The organism is Streptomyces montanisoli (genome assembly GCF_017813245.1).
Taxonomy (GTDB): domain Bacteria; phylum Actinomycetota; class Actinomycetes; order Streptomycetales; family Streptomycetaceae; genus Streptomyces; species Streptomyces montanisoli.
In genome coordinates this window covers 18,097-32,152 of record NZ_JAGIQL010000034.1, presented here as the reverse complement: position 1 = coordinate 32,152, position 14,056 = coordinate 18,097, and the positions used below count along the sequence as shown (strand labels likewise).

Genomic DNA, 14,056 nt, shown 5'->3' with positions numbered 1-14,056 from the left:
CGGGCTCCCGGCGCACCGCCCCGGAGGAAGGCCCCGGCGGCCCGCCGATCGCGTGCAGCCGGCGCCGCCCGCCCGAGGGCCTAGCAGCAGCCGCTCGCCGCGGCCCCCGGGAGCGTGCGCCTGTTGCGTGCCTCGCGGTTGCGGGCCGCCAGCCGGTCGGCCGGTGGGTAGCCCACCTCCTCCAGCGTGAGGCCGTGCGGGCGTACGACGTGGACCGCCGAGTCGCGGACGCCCGCCGCGAGTACCTTCGCCGGCCACTCCGGGCCGCGGTGGCCGTCGCCGACGAAGAGCAGCGCGCCGACCAGCGACCGCACCATGTTGTGGCAGAAGGCGTCCGCCCTGACCGTCGCCGTGACGACGCCGTCGGCGCCGCGCGTCCAGTCGAGGCGCTGGAGCGTGCGGATCGTCGTCGCGCCCTCGCGCCGCTTGCAGAACGCGGCGAAGTCGTGCTCGCCCACAAGCCGGGCCGACGCCTCGTTCATGGCCTCGACGTCGAGCGTCCAGTCGTGCCAGAGCACGTGCCCGCGCAGCAGCGGGTCCACCCCGCCAGGGTGGTCGGTGACGCGGTACGCGTAGCGGCGCCACACCGCCGAGAAACGTGCGTTGAACCCGGCGGGAGCCGGCCGTGCCCGCCACACCCGCACGTCGTGCGGCAGCCGCCCCGCGAGCCGCCGCAGGAGCTTGTCCTCGTGGGCCTCCCACAGCGCCTCGGGCAGGTCGACGTGCGCCACCTGCCCGCGCGCGTGGACGCCCGCGTCCGTGCGTCCCGCGACCGTCAGGTCCCACGTCCCGGCCGACCTCGTCACCGTGCGCAGGGCGTCCTCGATCTCGCCCTGGACCGTGCGCCGCGCGGTCTGCTTCGCCCAGCCGGAGAAGCCGGCACCGTCGTAGGAGAGGTCGAGCCGCACCCGTACGAACCCGGGCGCCGGGCCCTCGCCACTCGCACCGCCGAGATCGTCCACACCGTCCACACCGTCCACACCGTTCAGACCGCTCACGCCCCCATCCTCCCAGGCGCGCGGCACGCTCGTTCGGCCTCCCGCACAGCGTTATGACATGTAAGGACGGTACGGTCAGCTCACCGGCACCGTCCGACCCCGCCAGTCCCTCTCGACCGCGAAAGAGACCACCACCCCATGGAGACCACCATCCGCAGGGCAGTGATCCCCGCAGCCGGCCTCGGCTCCCGCCTGCTGCCGCTGACCAAGGCCATCCCGAAGGAGATGCTCCCGGTCGGCGACAAGCCGGTGATCGAGCACACGGTGCGCGAACTGGTGGCCTCCGGCATCACCGACATCACCATCGTCGTCTCGGGCGGCAAGAACCTCATCCAGGACCACTTCCGCCCCAACCCCGCCCTGGTCGCGCAGTTGCGCGCCGACGGCAAGTCCGCCTACGCGGACGCCGTCGAGGAGGTCGGCGAGCTGTCCAGGTCGGGCCACATCACCTACCTCGACCAGCACGGCCCGTACGGCAACGGCACGCCGGTGCTGAACGCCGCACGAAACTTCGGTGACGAGCCGATGCTGGTGCTCTGGCCCGACGACGTCTTCGTCGCCGAGGTGCCGCGCGCCCAGCAGCTGATCCGCGCGTACGAGGCGACGAACTGCCCGGTCCTCGCGCTGCTGCCGATGCGCGCCGCCGACTCGGGGCGCTACGGCGTGCCCGTCGTCAAGGAGGACCTCGGCGAGGGTCAGCTGCGCATCACGGGCCTGGTCGAGAAGCCGGCCCCGGAGGACGCGCCGTCCCTGTTCGCCGCGATCGGCGGCTACGTGATCACGCCGGCCATCGTGGACGAGCTGCGGGAGCAGACGAACCGCTGGTACGAGCACAGGACGGGCGAGATCTACCTGACCGACGCGATCAACGCCTACGCGGCGACCCGGGCCGTGTACGGGCAGGTCATCCAGGGTCGCTGGTACGACACGGGCAACCCCGCCGACTACCTGGTCGCCCAGTTCGCGAGCGCCCTGTCGCACCCGGAGTACGGGCCCCTGCTGCGCGGACTGACGCAGGACCCGGACGGCGCCGCGCCCACTACGTGAGACGAACGGCAGAAGGCCCGTACCCGCTCCTGACGGAACGGGTACGGGCCTTCTCGCGAGCCCAGAGCCAGACGACGAGACCTACTTCGCCTCGTCCTCGGAGGAGGCGGCCTCGGCAGCGGCCTCCTCGGACTTCGCGTCCTCGGCCGGAGCGGCCTCGGCAGCGGCGTCCTTCTTGGCGCTGTCCTCCTTGACCGCGCGCTTCGTCGCGGCCTCGGCCTCGCCCGTCGCCTGCTGGGCGACGGTCAGGGCCTCCACCAGCTCGATGACCGCCATGGGCGCGTTGTCGCCCCTGCGGTTGCCGATCTTGGTGATGCGGGTGTAGCCACCCGGGCGGTTCTCGTAGCGCGGGCCGATCTCGGCGAAGAGCGTGTGCACGATGCTCTTGTCCGTGATCGTGCGCAGCACCAGGCGACGGTTGTGGATGTCGCCCTTCTTCGCCTTGGTGATCAGACGCTCCGCGACCGGACGCAGGCGGCGGGCCTTCGCCTCGGTCGTGGTGATGCGGCCGTGCTCGAAGAGCGACTTCGCGAGGTTCGCGAGGAGCAGCTTCTCGTGCGCGGCACTGCCGCCCAGTCGGGCACCCTTGGTGGGCCTCGGCATGGTGGTTCTCCTATCGGTCTGCACCGGCCGTGTCAGGTACCGGTGTCAGGTCCGGCGAGCGGTCGCCCGCCGAAGCTTTGTGCTCAGTACTGCTCGGTCTCCACGAACCCGGCGTCCGCGTCGTCCTCCGCGCCGAACGCGTCGGCGGCGGCGGTCGGGTCGAATCCGGGCGGGCTGTCCTTGAGCGCCAGGCCCATGCCGGCCAGCTTCGCCTTGACCTCGTCGATCGACTTCGCGCCGAAGTTGCGGATGTCGAGCAGGTCCGCCTCGGAGCGGGCGACGAGCTCGCCCACCGAGTGGATGCCCTCGCGCTTGAGGCAGTTGTACGAGCGGACCGTGAGCTCGAGCTCCTCGATCGGCAGCGCCAGGTCGGCGGCGAGCGCCGCGTCCGTCGGCGACGGGCCCATGTCGATGCCCTCGGCGTCGATGTTGAGCTCGCGCGCCAGGCCGAACAGCTCGACCAGCGTCTTGCCCGCGGACGCCATGGCGTCACGCGGCCGCATGGCCTGCTTGGTCTCGACGTCGACGATCAGCTTGTCGAAGTCGGTGCGCTGCTCGACACGCGTGGCCTCGACCTTGTACGTGACCTTCAGCACGGGCGAGTAGATGGAGTCGACCGGGATGCGGCCGATCTCCTGGCCCACCTGCTTGTTCTGGACGGCGGAGACGTAGCCGCGGCCGCGCTCGACGGTCAGCTCCATCTCCAGCTTGCCCTTGGCGTTCAGCGTGGCGAGCACCAGGTCGGGGTTGTGCACCTCGACGCCGGCGGGCGGCGCGATGTCCGCCGCGGTGACCAGGCCGGGGCCCTGCTTGCGCAGGTACATCACGACGGGCTCGTCGTGCTCCGAGGAGACGACGAGCTGCTTGATGTTGAGGATGAGGTCCGTGACGTCGTCCTTGACGCCCGGCACGGTGGTGAACTCGTGCAGGACGCCGTCGATCCTGATGCTGGTGACCGCGGCACCGGGGATCGACGAGAGGAGCGTGCGACGGAGGGAGTTGCCGAGGGTGTAGCCGAAGCCCGGCTCCAGCGGCTCGATGACGAACCGGGAGCGGTACTCGTCGACGACCTCTTCGGTCAGCGACGGACGCTGAGCGATAAGCATGGGTCAGTCCTTCTGTTGGGGGCGCCCGCTATTTGACGCCCTTCAGTACTGCCAAGGGTACGGGCGAGCCGGCGCATACGCGCCGTGCCCGCCCGTACCCGGTGGAGCTGTTCGCCTCAGACGCGGCGGCGCTTGGGCGGACGGCAACCGTTGTGCGGGGTCGGCGTCACGTCCTGGATCGAACCCACCTCGAGGCCGGTGGCCTGGAGGGAGCGGATCGCGGTCTCACGGCCGGAGCCGGGACCCTTGACGAAGACGTCCACCTTGCGCATGCCGTGCTCCTGCGCGCGGCGGGCGGCCGACTCGGCGGCCATCTGCGCGGCGAAGGGGGTCGACTTGCGCGAGCCCTTGAAGCCGACGTGGCCGGCGGAGGCCCAGGAGATCACGTTGCCCGTGGGGTCCGTGATCGAGACGATGGTGTTGTTGAACGTGCTCTTGATGTGCGCGTGGCCGTGAGCGACGTTCTTCTTTTCCTTGCGGCGCACCTTCTTGGCAGCGCCCTGACGTCCCTTAGGGGGCATGTCGGGTGTTCTCCTACGGAGGGGAGGTGGTCGGTCCTACAGCGAAGACCGCTGGTGAAGCGTGGTGTCCTGCTGCGGACTACTTCTTGCCCGGCTTCTTCTTGCCGGCGATGGCGCGACGCGGGCCCTTGCGGGTACGCGCGTTCGTGCTCGTGCGCTGACCGTGCACGGGCAGGCCACGGCGGTGACGGATGCCCTGGTAGCAGCCGATCTCCACCTTGCGGCGGATGTCGGCGGCGATCTCGCGACGGAGGTCACCCTCGGTCTTGAGGTTGGCGTCGACGTACTCGCGAATCTTGACGAGGTCTTCCTCGGCGAGGTCGCGGACACGGACGTCGGGGCTGACGCCGGTGGCGGCGAGCGTCTCCTGGGCGCGGGTGCGCCCGATGCCGAAGACGTAGGTGAGGGCGACCTCGACGCGCTTCTCGCGCGGGAGGTCAACGCCTGCGAGGCGTGCCATTCATGGCTCCTGATGGATGCGGAGGTCTGCCGCAGTGCCGCTCCCGGGTGGCGCCCGGGTCTCCGGCCTCCGCCGGAGGTGTCAGGGCCGCGCTGTGGGCCCTGGGCTCTGCGTTTCTACTGGGTGCTGTGCGTCGCGCGAAGACGTGCGAGAAGTGCGTACGGACGAGGGTCCGCGTCAGCCCTGGCGCTGCTTGTGGCGCAGGTTGTCGCAGATGACCATGACCCGGCCGTTACGGCGGATCACCTTGCACTTGTCGCAGATCTTCTTGACGCTCGGCTTGACCTTCATGGGATTGAGGTTCTCCGGGTCAGTGCGGGCGCTCCTGCGGACAGGGACCCACAAGATCTACTTGTATCGGTAGACGATCCGGCCGCGCGTGAGGTCGTACGGGGAGAGCTCCACGACGACCCGGTCATCCGGAAGGATACGGATGTAGTGCATCCGCATCTTGCCGCTGATGTGCGCGAGGACTTTGTGACCGTTCTGGAGTTCCACCTTGAACATGGCGTTCGGGAGGGACTCGATCACGGTGCCCTCAATTTCGATGGCACCTTGCTTCTTGGCCACGCTTCGCCCTTCGAATCGGCTGCCTTGATCGATTCCGGCCGCCGTGCGCGGACACACGGGCGCACCAGAGCCGACGCGTCAGTCTACGGCAGGCCCCTCGAAAAGACGAATCCGTTCAGTTTGCCCACGCGGAGAGATCCCTAAGCCACCCTTGGCGCCTCGTGGCGCGGGTCGCGGGCAGAAGGGCGCTCGCGCGGCGCGGGGCCGCGGGGCCTGCGGGCGCCGGCCGCTAGGACAGCGGGTCGGGGGCGGCCGTGACGCCGAGCTCCGCGAGCTTCGCGCGGCCGCCGTCGACGGCGGTCAGGACCAGCGGCCCCTCCTCCGTCAGCGCGATCGAGTGCTCCCAGTGCGACGACCAGGTGCGGTCGAGCGTCACGACCGTCCACTCGTCGGGCATGACCTCGGTCTTGGGCGTGCCGAGCGACACCATCGGCTCGATCGCGAGGCAGAAGCCGGGCACCAGCCGGGGACCCTTGCCGCGCCCGCGCGACACGTAGTTCAGCAGGTGCGGATCCATGTGCATGGCCGTGCCGATGCCGTGGCCGCCGTAGTCCTCGATGATCCCGTACTTGCCGCCGCCCGGCTTCGGCTGGCGGCGGATGTACGACTCGATCGCGCGCGACACGTCGACGAGGCGGTTGCCGCCGCGCATCGCCGCGATGCCGGCCCACATCGACTCCTCGGTCACCCGGGAGAGCTCGACGAGCTCCGGGGAGTGGCCGCTGCCGACGAACGCCGTGTACGCCGCGTCGCCGTGCCAGCCCTCCACGATGGCGCCCGCGTCGACGGAGATGATGTCGCCGTCCTTGAGCACGGTCTCGTCGTCGGGGATGCCGTGCACCACCACGTCGTTCACCGACGTGCAGATCGTGGCGGGGAAGCCGCCGTACCCGAGGAAGTTCGGCTTCGCGCCGTGCTCGGCGAGCACCTTGCGCGCGACCTGGTCCAGGTCCCTGGTGGTGGCGCCGGGCACCGCGGCCTGTGCCGTCGCCGCGTGGATCGCGGCGACGACCAGCCCCGCCTCGCGCATCTTCGCGATCTGCTCCGGGGTCTTGATCTCCACCATGTCCGTTCCTGCGCCTTCCCAGTACGTCCCTGCACCTGAGTGTGCACGTGTGTGCTCGTGCGACCGCAAACGTACGGCCGTGGTGCCCGGTAGGACACCACGGCCGCGGCGGGCCGGCCGACGGGCGCGCGGCTACGCGGCCGCGTCGCGCTTGAGCGCCTCCATGGCGCGGTCCGTCACCTCGGTGACCTTGCCGAGCGCCGAGATGGTGACCACCAGGCCCTGGGCCTTGTAGTAGTCGATGATCGGCTCGGTCTGCGTGTGGTAGATCTCGAGCCGCTTGCGGACCGTGTCCTCGTTGTCGTCCTCGCGCTGGTACAGCTCGCCGCCGCACGCGTCGCAGACACCGTCGCGCTTCGGCGGGTTGTAGCTCACGTGGAACACGTGCGAGCTGTCGTTGCGGCAGATCCGCCGTCCGGCGATCCGCTTGACGACCTCGTCCTCAGGGACCTCCAGGTCGAGGACCGCGTCGAGCGCGAGATCGTCCTCGCCGAGCGCCGCGTCCAGCGCCTCCGCCTGCGCCACGTTGCGCGGGAAGCCGTCGAGCAGGAAGCCGCCGACCGCGTCGGGCTGAGCCATGCGCTCGCGCGCCATGCCGATGGTCACCGAGTCGGGCACCAGGTCGCCGGCGTCGATGAACTGCTTCGCCTGCTTGCCCAGCGGCGTGCCCTGGCTGATGTTGGCGCGAAAGAGGTCACCCGTGGAGATGTGCGGGATCGACAGGTTCTTGGCGAGATACGCGGCCTGCGTACCCTTGCCGGCACCGGGAGGCCCGACGAGGACGATTCGCATCAGCGGAGGAACCCTTCGTAGTGCCGCTGCTGTAGCTGGCTCTCGATCTGCTTGACGGTCTCCAGGCCCACACCGACGATGATGATGATGCTGGTGCCGCCGATCGCGTTGCCGGCTCCGCCGTAACTCGCCAACGCCACTGTCGGCGCGAGAGCGATCAGCCCCAGGTACAGCGATCCCGGCCAGGTGATCCTGTTGAGCACGTAGCTCAGGTACTCGGCGGTGGGACGACCTGCCCGGATGCCCGGAATGAAGCCACCATACTTCTTCATGTTGTCGGACACTTCTTCGGGGTTGAACGAGATCGCCACGTAGAAGAAGGCGAAGAACACGATCAACAGGAAGTAGGCCGTCACGTAGTACGGGTGGTCGCCCTTGACGAAGTTGTCCTGGATCCACGTCTTCCAGCCCGAGGTGGAGCTGGAGAACTGCGCGATCAGGGCGGGGATGTACAGCAGCGAAGAGGCGAAGATGACCGGGATCACACCGGCCTGGTTCACCTTGAGGGGGATGTACGTCGACGTCCCGCCGTACGAGCGGCGGCCGACCATGCGCTTCGCGTACTGGACGGGGATGCGCCGCTGCGCCTGCTCCACGAAGACGATCAGGCCGACCATGACGAAGCCGATCAGGATGACGCCGCCGAAGTTGATCCAGCCGCCGGCCAGCGAACCGGCCTCCTTGATGGACCACAGCGTGCCGGGGAAGCCCGCGGCGATGGAGACGAACATCAGGATCGACATGCCGTTGCCGATGCCCTTGTCGGTGATCATCTCACCGAACCACATGACCACCGCGGTGCCGGCGGTCATCGTGATGACCATCGTGATGGTCGTGAACATCGAGTGGTTGGGGACGATGCTGGATGCGGTCGGGCAGCCCTGGAACAGCGCGCCGCTGCGGGCAGTGGCCACGAGGCCGGTGCCCTGCAGGATGGCGAGCGCGACCGTCAGGTAGCGGGTGTACTGCGTGATCTTCGTCTGCCCGGACTGGCCCTCCTTCTTGAGGGCCTCGAGCCGCGGGATGACCACGGTCAGCAGCTGGAGGATGATGCTCGCGGTGATGTACGGCATGATGCCGAGCGCGAAGAGCGTGATCTGCAGCAGCGCCCCACCGCTGAACATGTTGACCAGCCCGAAAAGGCTGCTGTTGCCCTTCTGGGCCGCGTCCACACACGTCTGGACGGCCTCGTAGCTCACCCCGGGGATCGGGATGTGGGCGCCGAGCCGGTACAGCACGATGATGCCGAGCGTAAAGAGCAGCTTCTTGCGCAGGTCGGGCGTCTTGAACGCCCGGGCGAACGCGGTGAGCACGGTGCCTCCTGCGACCCCCGCGCCAGTGCGTCAGAGGTGACGGTCTTGAGGATCGACGGATTCGGTGCCGGACCGCCCTGTGAGCGGACGGGAGGCCCGGTGGTTACAGCAACAATCCACGCCACCATACCGGGGGCAGTGGCTTCGGCGGAACGACCAACCGGGGATACCCCTTTCACAGAGGTATCCCCGGTCAGATGTTTCAGGCCACGAAGTCCGCTCAGGCGGACTCGGTGACGGTACCGCCGGCGGCGGTGATCTTCTCCTTGGCGGAGCCGGAGGCGGCGTTCACCGACACCGTCAGCGCCACGGAGACCTCGCCCTGGCCAAGAACCTTGACCGGGCTGTTCTTGCGCACCGCGCCCTTGGCCACGAGGTCGTCAACGGTGACCTCGCCACCCTCCGGGTAGAGGGCCGAGAGCTTGTCCAGGTTGACGACCTGGTACTCGGTGCGGAACGGGTTCTTGAAGCCCCGCAGCTTCGGGAGCCTCATGTGGAGGGGCATCTGCCCGCCCTCGAAGTTCTCCGGAACCTGGTAGCGGGCCTTCGTGCCCTTGGTGCCACGACCAGCGGTCTTACCCTTGGACGCCTCACCACGACCCACACGGGTCTTGGCGGTCTTGGCGCCCGGGGCAGGACGGAGGTTGTGGACCTTCAGCGGCTTCTGCTCCGCCATGTCAGTCGACCTCCTCGACCGTCACGAGGTGGCGGACGGTTCGCACCATGCCGCGGAACTCGGGGCGGTCCTCCTTGACGACGACGTCGTTCAGGCGCTTGAGCCCGAGCGAACGCAGCGTCTCGCGGTGGTTCTGCTTGCTGCCGATGTACGACTTCGTCTGCGTGATCTTGAGGCGGGCCATTACGCACCCGCTCCCGCACGCGCACGCAGCAGGGCCGCCGGGGCGACGTCCTCGAGGGGCAGACCGCGGCGGGCCGCGATCTCCTCGGGACGCTGCAGGCCCTGGAGGGCCGCGACCGTCGCGTGCACGATGTTGATCGCGTTGTCCGAGCCGAGCGACTTCGACAGGATGTCGTGCACGCCCGCGCACTCCAGGACGGCACGCACCGGGCCACCGGCGATGACGCCCGTACCGGGGGAAGCAGGCTTCAGCAGGACGACGCCCGCGGCCTTCTCACCCTGGATGGGGTGCGGGATGGTGCCCTGGATACGGGGGACCTTGAAGAAGTGCTTCTTGGCCTCCTCAACACCCTTGGCGATGGCGGCCGGCACCTCCTTGGCCTTGCCGTAGCCGACACCGACGGTGCCGTCACCGTCGCCCACCACGACCAGCGCGGTGAAGCTGAAGCGACGACCACCCTTCACAACCTTGGCGACACGGTTGATCGCGACGACGCGCTCAACGTATGCGGTCTTGTCGGCGGACGAGCCACCGTCACGGCCCTTCCGGTCCCGCCGCTCGCCGCCACCGGCACCGCTACCGCGGCGCTGGGGTCCAGCCATTGGAATTACCTCTCTCTGTTACGTCCGCTGTGCGTGGGAACCGGACTAGAACTTCAGACCGGCTTCGCGGGCGGCGTCAGCCAGAGCGGCGATGCGCCCGGCGTACTTGTTGCCACCACGGTCGAACACGACGGCCTCGATGCCGGCGGCCTTGGCGCGCTCCGCGACCAGGGAACCGACCTTCTTCGCCAGGTCGCTCTTGTCACCGTCCGTACCGCGGATGGAGGTGTCCAGGGTCGACGCCGACGCGAGCGTGTGGCCCGCGATGTCGTCGACGACCTGCGCCACCATGTGGCGGTTGGAACGCGTCACGACGAGGCGCGGACGCTCCGACGTACCCGAGATCCTCTTGCGGACGCGGATGTGACGGCGCTTGATGGCAGCGGCCTTGTACGCGTCGCCCTTGGCGATCTTCACACCGTATGCCATGGCTTACTTACCAGCCTTTCCGACCTTGCGGCGGATGACCTCGCCCGCGTACTTGACGCCCTTGGCCTTGTACGGGTCGGGCTTGCGCAGCTTGCGGATGTTGGCAGCGACTTCGCCGACCTTCTGCTTGTCGATGCCCTCGACCGAGAACTTCGTGGGCGACTCGACCTTGAAGCTGATGCCCTCGGGCGCCTCGACCGTGATCGGGTGGCTGTAGCCAAGCGCGAACTCCAGGTTGGAGCCCTTCGCCTGGACGCGGTAACCGACACCGCTGATTTCGAGCGCCTTGGTGTACCCCTGGGTCACGCCGGTGATCATGTTCGCCACCAGCGTGCGGGACAGGCCGTGCAGCGACCTGTTCTGACGCTCGTCGTTCGGACGCGTGACGCTGATGACGCCGTCGTCGTCCTTGGTGACCTCGATCGGAGCCGCAACGGTGTGCGCGAGGGAGCCCTTGGGGCCCTTCACGGAGACCGTACGGCCGTCGATGGTGACGTCCACACCGGCGGGAACCTGGATGGGGAGCTTGCCGATACGCGACATGAGCTTTCTCCTTCCGTTCCCGAGTTACCAGACGTAGGCGAGGACTTCCCCACCCACGCCCTTCTTGCCCGCCTGCTGGCCGGTCAGGAGACCGTGCGACGTGGAGATGATCGCCACGCCCAGGCCGCCGAGGACCTTCGGCAGGTTGGTGGACTTCGCGTACACGCGGAGACCCGGCTTGGAGATGCGCTTGATGCCGGCGATCGAACGCTCGCGGTTCGGGCCGAACTTCAGCTCCAGGACGAGGTTCTTGCCGACCTCGGCGTCCTCGGTCTTCCAGCCGGTGATGAAGCCCTCCTGCTGGAGGATCTCAGCGATGTGCGACTTGATCTTGCTGTGCGGCATCACGACGGTGTCGTGGTATGCCGAGTTCGCGTTACGCAGACGCGTGAGCATGTCTGCGATGGGATCAGTCATGGTCATGAATTGGCCTTCGGCCTCTCTCGCCGGGGTTTCCTGTATGCGTCGTCCCTCTCCCCGATCCGAGACGGGGCAGGTGTGACGCGGGGACCTACGGCGTAGTAAGCAGCACGTGCGGGACGGTGCCCGCTGATGTCGGGCGGCAGGGGCCCAACCCCACAAGCCTAAGCCATGCGGGGAAGGGCTCCTGCCAACCAGTTGCCTACCGAGAGACTCCGGGTGGTTCTCCGTACGAGGCGGAGGACTACCAGGAGCTCTTGGTCACGCCCGGCAGCTCGCCGCGGTGCGCCATCTCACGGAGGCACACGCGGCACAGGCCGAACTTGCGGTACACGGAGTGGGGCCGGCCACAGCGCTGGCAGCGCGTGTACGCGCGCACACCGAACTTCGGCTTGCGGGCGGCCTTAGCGATCAGAGCCTTCTTCGCCACGTCGGTCACATCTCCTTGAACGGGAAGCCGAGGTGACGCAGCAGGGCACGACCCTCGTCGTCATTGGTCGCCGTGGTGACCACGGTGATGTCCATGCCCCGGACCCGGTCGATCCTGTCCTGGTCGATCTCGTGGAACATGACCTGCTCGGTGAGACCGAAGGTGTAGTTGCCACGGCCGTCGAACTGCTTCGGGGACAGGCCGCGGAAGTCACGGATACGCGGCAGCGCGAGCGACAGCGTACGGTCCAGGAACTCCCACATGCGGTCGCCACGGAGCGTGACGTGGCAACCGATCGGCTGGCCCTCGCGCAGCTTGAACTGCGCGATGGACTTGCGGGCCTTGGTGACGGCGGGCTTCTGGCCGGTGATCGCGGTGAGGTCCCGGATCGCCCCGTCCATCAGCTTCGAGTCGCGGGCGGCGTCGCCCACACCCATGTTGACCACGATCTTGACGAGACCGGGGGTCTGCATGACGTTCTCGTACTTGAACTCGTCACGCAGCTTGCCCGCGATCTCCTCGCGGTAGCGCGTCTTGAGACGCGGCGCAGTGGTGGTAGCCATCAGATGTCCTCACCGGTCCGCTTGGCAACGCGGATCTTGTTGCCTTCGTCGTCGAAGCGGTAACCGACGCGGGTCACGACCTTGTTGCCGTCCTTCTCCACGACCAGCTGGACGTTGGAGACGTGGACGGGCGCCTCGGTGGTGATGATGCCGCCGGTCTGCGAACCGCGAGCGGTCTGGCCGGTCTTGGTGTGCTTCTTGACCCGGTTGACACCCTCGACGAGGACACGGTCCTGCTTGGGGTAGGCCACGATGACCTTCCCCTGCTTTCCCTTGTCCTTACCGGTGATGACCTGGACCAGGTCGCCCTTCTTGATCTTCATACCTACAGCACCTCCGGCGCGAGAGAGATGATCTTCATGAACTTCTTCTCGCGCAGCTCACGGCCCACGGGGCCGAAGATGCGGGTGCCGCGGGGGTCGCCGTCGTTCTTCAGAATGACGGCGGCGTTCTCGTCGAAGCGGATGTACGACCCGTCCTGACGGCGGCGCTCCTTGACGGTGCGAACGATGACCGCCTTGACGACGTCACCCTTCTTCACGTTGCCACCGGGGATCGCGTCCTTGACGGTGGCGACGATGACGTCACCGATGCCCGCGTAGCGGCGACCGGAGCCACCGAGAACACGGATGGTGAGGATTTCCTTCGCACCCGTGTTGTCGGCGACACGCAGTCGCGACTCCTGCTGGATCACGTCTATCTCCTGATCGTCTGCCGGTTCCCCGGGGGCTGCCGCAAACGGCGGCCCCCGGAGCCTGGCGGAACTGTTCCGAGGGGGCGAACTCCCCCTCGGAGGGGGTTACTTGGCCTTCTCGAGGATCTCGACGACGCGCCAGCGCTTGGTCGCCGACAGCGGCCGGGTCTCCATGAGGAGTACGCGGTCGCCGACGCCGGCGGCGTTCTGCTCGTCGTGGGCCTTGAGCTTGTTCGTACGGCGGATGACCTTGCCGTACAGGGCGTGCTTGACGCGGTCCTCGACGGCGACGACGACGGTCTTGTCCATCTTGTCGCTGACGACCAGGCCTTCACGGCTCTTGCGGAAACCGCGCTCGGCGGTGTTCGTCTCAGTCACGTTGCTCTCGCTCATCAGGCGCTCTCCACCACTGTCTCGATGCCCAGCTCGCGCTCACGCATCAGGGTGTAGATCCGCGCGATGTCCTTACGCACGGCCTTGAGGCGGCCGTGGTTCTCAAGCTGCCCCGTCGCCGCCTGGAAGCGGAGGTTGAACAGCTCTTCCTTGGACTCCCGGAGCTTGCCGACAAGCTCCTCGTTGCCCAGCTCGCGCAGCTCAGAGGCCTTGGTGCCGACCGACATCACGCTTCACCTGCCTCGCGCCGCACGATCCGGCACTTCATCGGGAGCTTGTGAGCAGCGCGGGTGAGCGCCTCACGAGCGGTCTTCTCGTTCGGGTACGACAGCTCGAACATCACCCGACCGGGCTTGACGTTCGCGATCCACCACTCGGGCGAACCCTTACCTGAACCCATGCGGGTCTCGGCGGGCTTCTTGGTGAGCGGGCGGTCCGGGTAGATGTTGATCCAGACCTTGCCGCCACGCTTGATGTGGCGGGTCATGGCGATACGAGCGGCCTCGATCTGGCGGTTCGTCACGTACGCCGGGGTCAGCGCCTGGATGCCGTACTCGCCGAACGTGACCTGCGTACCACCCTTGGACATACCGCTGCGCTTCGGGTGGTGCTGCTTGCGGTGCTTGACCCTACGCGGGATCAGCAT

At 68.0% G+C, this 14,056-nt stretch carries 24 protein-coding genes; 1 reads left to right on the top strand and 23 read right to left on the bottom strand.

Features of this window, described 5'->3' with window-relative positions:
* Positions 1 to 80: 80 nt before the first annotated feature.
* The gene (gene truA, locus JFN87_RS11410; RefSeq protein ID WP_209339889.1) at positions 81 to 962 is read right to left on the bottom strand and encodes a tRNA pseudouridine(38-40) synthase TruA; all 882 of its coding nucleotides are present in this window, start codon (positions 960 to 962) and stop codon (positions 81 to 83) included.
* 174 nt (positions 963 to 1,136) lie between these two features.
* On the opposite strand from truA, the gene JFN87_RS11405 reads away from it, so the two are divergent.
* The gene (locus JFN87_RS11405; protein WP_209339869.1) at positions 1,137 to 2,045 is read left to right on the top strand and encodes a UTP--glucose-1-phosphate uridylyltransferase; all 909 of its coding nucleotides are present in this window, start codon (positions 1,137 to 1,139) and stop codon (positions 2,043 to 2,045) included.
* Between the two features lie 81 nt (positions 2,046 to 2,126).
* Here the strand turns inward: JFN87_RS11405 and rplQ are convergent, their stop codons facing one another.
* The 22 genes from rplQ to rplP all read right to left on the bottom strand — a co-directional run bounded on the left by rplQ (position 2,127) and on the right by rplP (position 14,056).
* Positions 2,127 to 2,648: a 50S ribosomal protein L17 gene (gene rplQ / locus JFN87_RS11400; protein WP_209339868.1), complete on the bottom strand. Its 522-nt coding sequence runs from the start codon at positions 2,646 to 2,648 to the stop codon at positions 2,127 to 2,129.
* Positions 2,649 to 2,731: 83 nt separating this feature from the next.
* The gene (locus JFN87_RS11395) at positions 2,732 to 3,754 is read right to left on the bottom strand and encodes a DNA-directed RNA polymerase subunit alpha (RefSeq protein WP_030903820.1); all 1,023 of its coding nucleotides are present in this window, start codon (positions 3,752 to 3,754) and stop codon (positions 2,732 to 2,734) included.
* A 116-nt stretch (positions 3,755 to 3,870) separates the two neighbouring features.
* The gene (gene rpsK / locus JFN87_RS11390) at positions 3,871 to 4,275 is read right to left on the bottom strand and encodes a 30S ribosomal protein S11 (protein WP_003948617.1); all 405 of its coding nucleotides are present in this window, start codon (positions 4,273 to 4,275) and stop codon (positions 3,871 to 3,873) included.
* 79 nt (positions 4,276 to 4,354) lie between these two features.
* A complete protein-coding gene (gene rpsM / locus JFN87_RS11385; protein WP_030903822.1) occupies positions 4,355 to 4,735 on the bottom strand; it encodes a 30S ribosomal protein S13 in 381 nt (126 codons plus the stop codon).
* Between the two features lie 177 nt (positions 4,736 to 4,912).
* Entirely contained in the window at positions 4,913 to 5,026 is a 114-nt protein-coding gene (gene rpmJ, locus JFN87_RS11380) for a 50S ribosomal protein L36 (protein WP_030903823.1), read from the bottom strand.
* A gap of 57 nt (positions 5,027 to 5,083) precedes the next feature.
* Positions 5,084 to 5,305: a translation initiation factor IF-1 gene (gene infA / locus JFN87_RS11375; RefSeq protein WP_003956442.1), complete on the bottom strand. Its 222-nt coding sequence runs from the start codon at positions 5,303 to 5,305 to the stop codon at positions 5,084 to 5,086.
* Between the two features lie 229 nt (positions 5,306 to 5,534).
* Positions 5,535 to 6,371, bottom strand: coding sequence for a type I methionyl aminopeptidase (gene map, locus JFN87_RS11370; RefSeq protein ID WP_209339867.1), 837 nt, complete (start codon positions 6,369 to 6,371; stop codon positions 5,535 to 5,537).
* Positions 6,372 to 6,503: 132 nt separating this feature from the next.
* Positions 6,504 to 7,163, bottom strand: coding sequence for an adenylate kinase (locus JFN87_RS11365; RefSeq protein WP_209339866.1), 660 nt, complete (start codon positions 7,161 to 7,163; stop codon positions 6,504 to 6,506).
* Positions 7,163 to 8,476, bottom strand: coding sequence for a preprotein translocase subunit SecY (gene secY / locus JFN87_RS11360; RefSeq protein ID WP_209339865.1), 1,314 nt, complete (start codon positions 8,474 to 8,476; stop codon positions 7,163 to 7,165). Before secY ends, JFN87_RS11365 begins: the two co-directional genes overlap by 1 nt.
* 220 nt (positions 8,477 to 8,696) lie before the next feature.
* The gene (rplO, locus tag JFN87_RS11355; RefSeq protein WP_209339864.1) at positions 8,697 to 9,152 is read right to left on the bottom strand and encodes a 50S ribosomal protein L15; all 456 of its coding nucleotides are present in this window, start codon (positions 9,150 to 9,152) and stop codon (positions 8,697 to 8,699) included.
* Between the two features lies 1 nt (position 9,153).
* Positions 9,154 to 9,336 carry a 50S ribosomal protein L30 gene (gene rpmD / locus JFN87_RS11350; RefSeq protein WP_209339863.1) on the bottom strand — a complete coding sequence of 61 codons (183 nt, stop codon included), beginning with the start codon at positions 9,334 to 9,336 and terminating at the stop codon, positions 9,154 to 9,156.
* A complete protein-coding gene (rpsE, locus tag JFN87_RS11345; RefSeq protein ID WP_209339862.1) occupies positions 9,336 to 9,938 on the bottom strand; it encodes a 30S ribosomal protein S5 in 603 nt (200 codons plus the stop codon). The genes rpmD and rpsE overlap by 1 nt, the downstream gene beginning before the upstream one ends.
* A 45-nt stretch (positions 9,939 to 9,983) precedes the next feature.
* Entirely contained in the window at positions 9,984 to 10,367 is a 384-nt protein-coding gene (gene rplR / locus JFN87_RS11340) for a 50S ribosomal protein L18 (protein ID WP_209339861.1), read from the bottom strand.
* A 3-nt stretch (positions 10,368 to 10,370) separates the two neighbouring features.
* Positions 10,371 to 10,910, bottom strand: a complete 540-nt coding sequence (rplF, locus tag JFN87_RS11335) for a 50S ribosomal protein L6 (protein WP_209339860.1) — start codon at positions 10,908 to 10,910, stop codon at positions 10,371 to 10,373.
* A gap of 24 nt (positions 10,911 to 10,934) precedes the next feature.
* Complete coding sequence (gene rpsH, locus JFN87_RS11330) at positions 10,935 to 11,333, bottom strand: 30S ribosomal protein S8 (RefSeq protein ID WP_209339859.1); 399 nt, start codon at positions 11,331 to 11,333, stop codon at positions 10,935 to 10,937.
* Positions 11,334 to 11,574: 241 nt separating this feature from the next.
* Positions 11,575 to 11,760, bottom strand: a complete 186-nt coding sequence (locus JFN87_RS11325) for a type Z 30S ribosomal protein S14 (protein WP_003956452.1) — start codon at positions 11,758 to 11,760, stop codon at positions 11,575 to 11,577.
* A 5-nt stretch (positions 11,761 to 11,765) separates the two neighbouring features.
* Positions 11,766 to 12,323 carry a 50S ribosomal protein L5 gene (rplE, locus tag JFN87_RS11320; RefSeq protein ID WP_209339858.1) on the bottom strand — a complete coding sequence of 186 codons (558 nt, stop codon included), beginning with the start codon at positions 12,321 to 12,323 and terminating at the stop codon, positions 11,766 to 11,768.
* Positions 12,323 to 12,646 carry a 50S ribosomal protein L24 gene (rplX, locus tag JFN87_RS11315; RefSeq protein ID WP_209339857.1) on the bottom strand — a complete coding sequence of 108 codons (324 nt, stop codon included), beginning with the start codon at positions 12,644 to 12,646 and terminating at the stop codon, positions 12,323 to 12,325. The genes rplE and rplX overlap by 1 nt, the downstream gene beginning before the upstream one ends.
* Positions 12,647 to 12,648: 2 nt before the next feature.
* Positions 12,649 to 13,017 (bottom strand): 50S ribosomal protein L14, encoded by a 369-nt coding sequence (gene rplN, locus JFN87_RS11310; RefSeq protein ID WP_003966950.1) that lies wholly within the window; start codon positions 13,015 to 13,017, stop codon positions 12,649 to 12,651.
* Positions 13,018 to 13,122: 105 nt separating this feature from the next.
* Positions 13,123 to 13,410 (bottom strand): 30S ribosomal protein S17, encoded by a 288-nt coding sequence (gene rpsQ, locus JFN87_RS11305; RefSeq protein WP_030903851.1) that lies wholly within the window; start codon positions 13,408 to 13,410, stop codon positions 13,123 to 13,125.
* Complete coding sequence (gene rpmC, locus JFN87_RS11300) at positions 13,410 to 13,637, bottom strand: 50S ribosomal protein L29 (protein WP_030903853.1); 228 nt, start codon at positions 13,635 to 13,637, stop codon at positions 13,410 to 13,412. Before rpmC ends, rpsQ begins: the two co-directional genes overlap by 1 nt.
* Positions 13,637 to 14,056 (bottom strand): 50S ribosomal protein L16, encoded by a 420-nt coding sequence (gene rplP, locus JFN87_RS11295; RefSeq protein WP_030903854.1) that lies wholly within the window; start codon positions 14,054 to 14,056, stop codon positions 13,637 to 13,639. The genes rpmC and rplP overlap by 1 nt, the downstream gene beginning before the upstream one ends.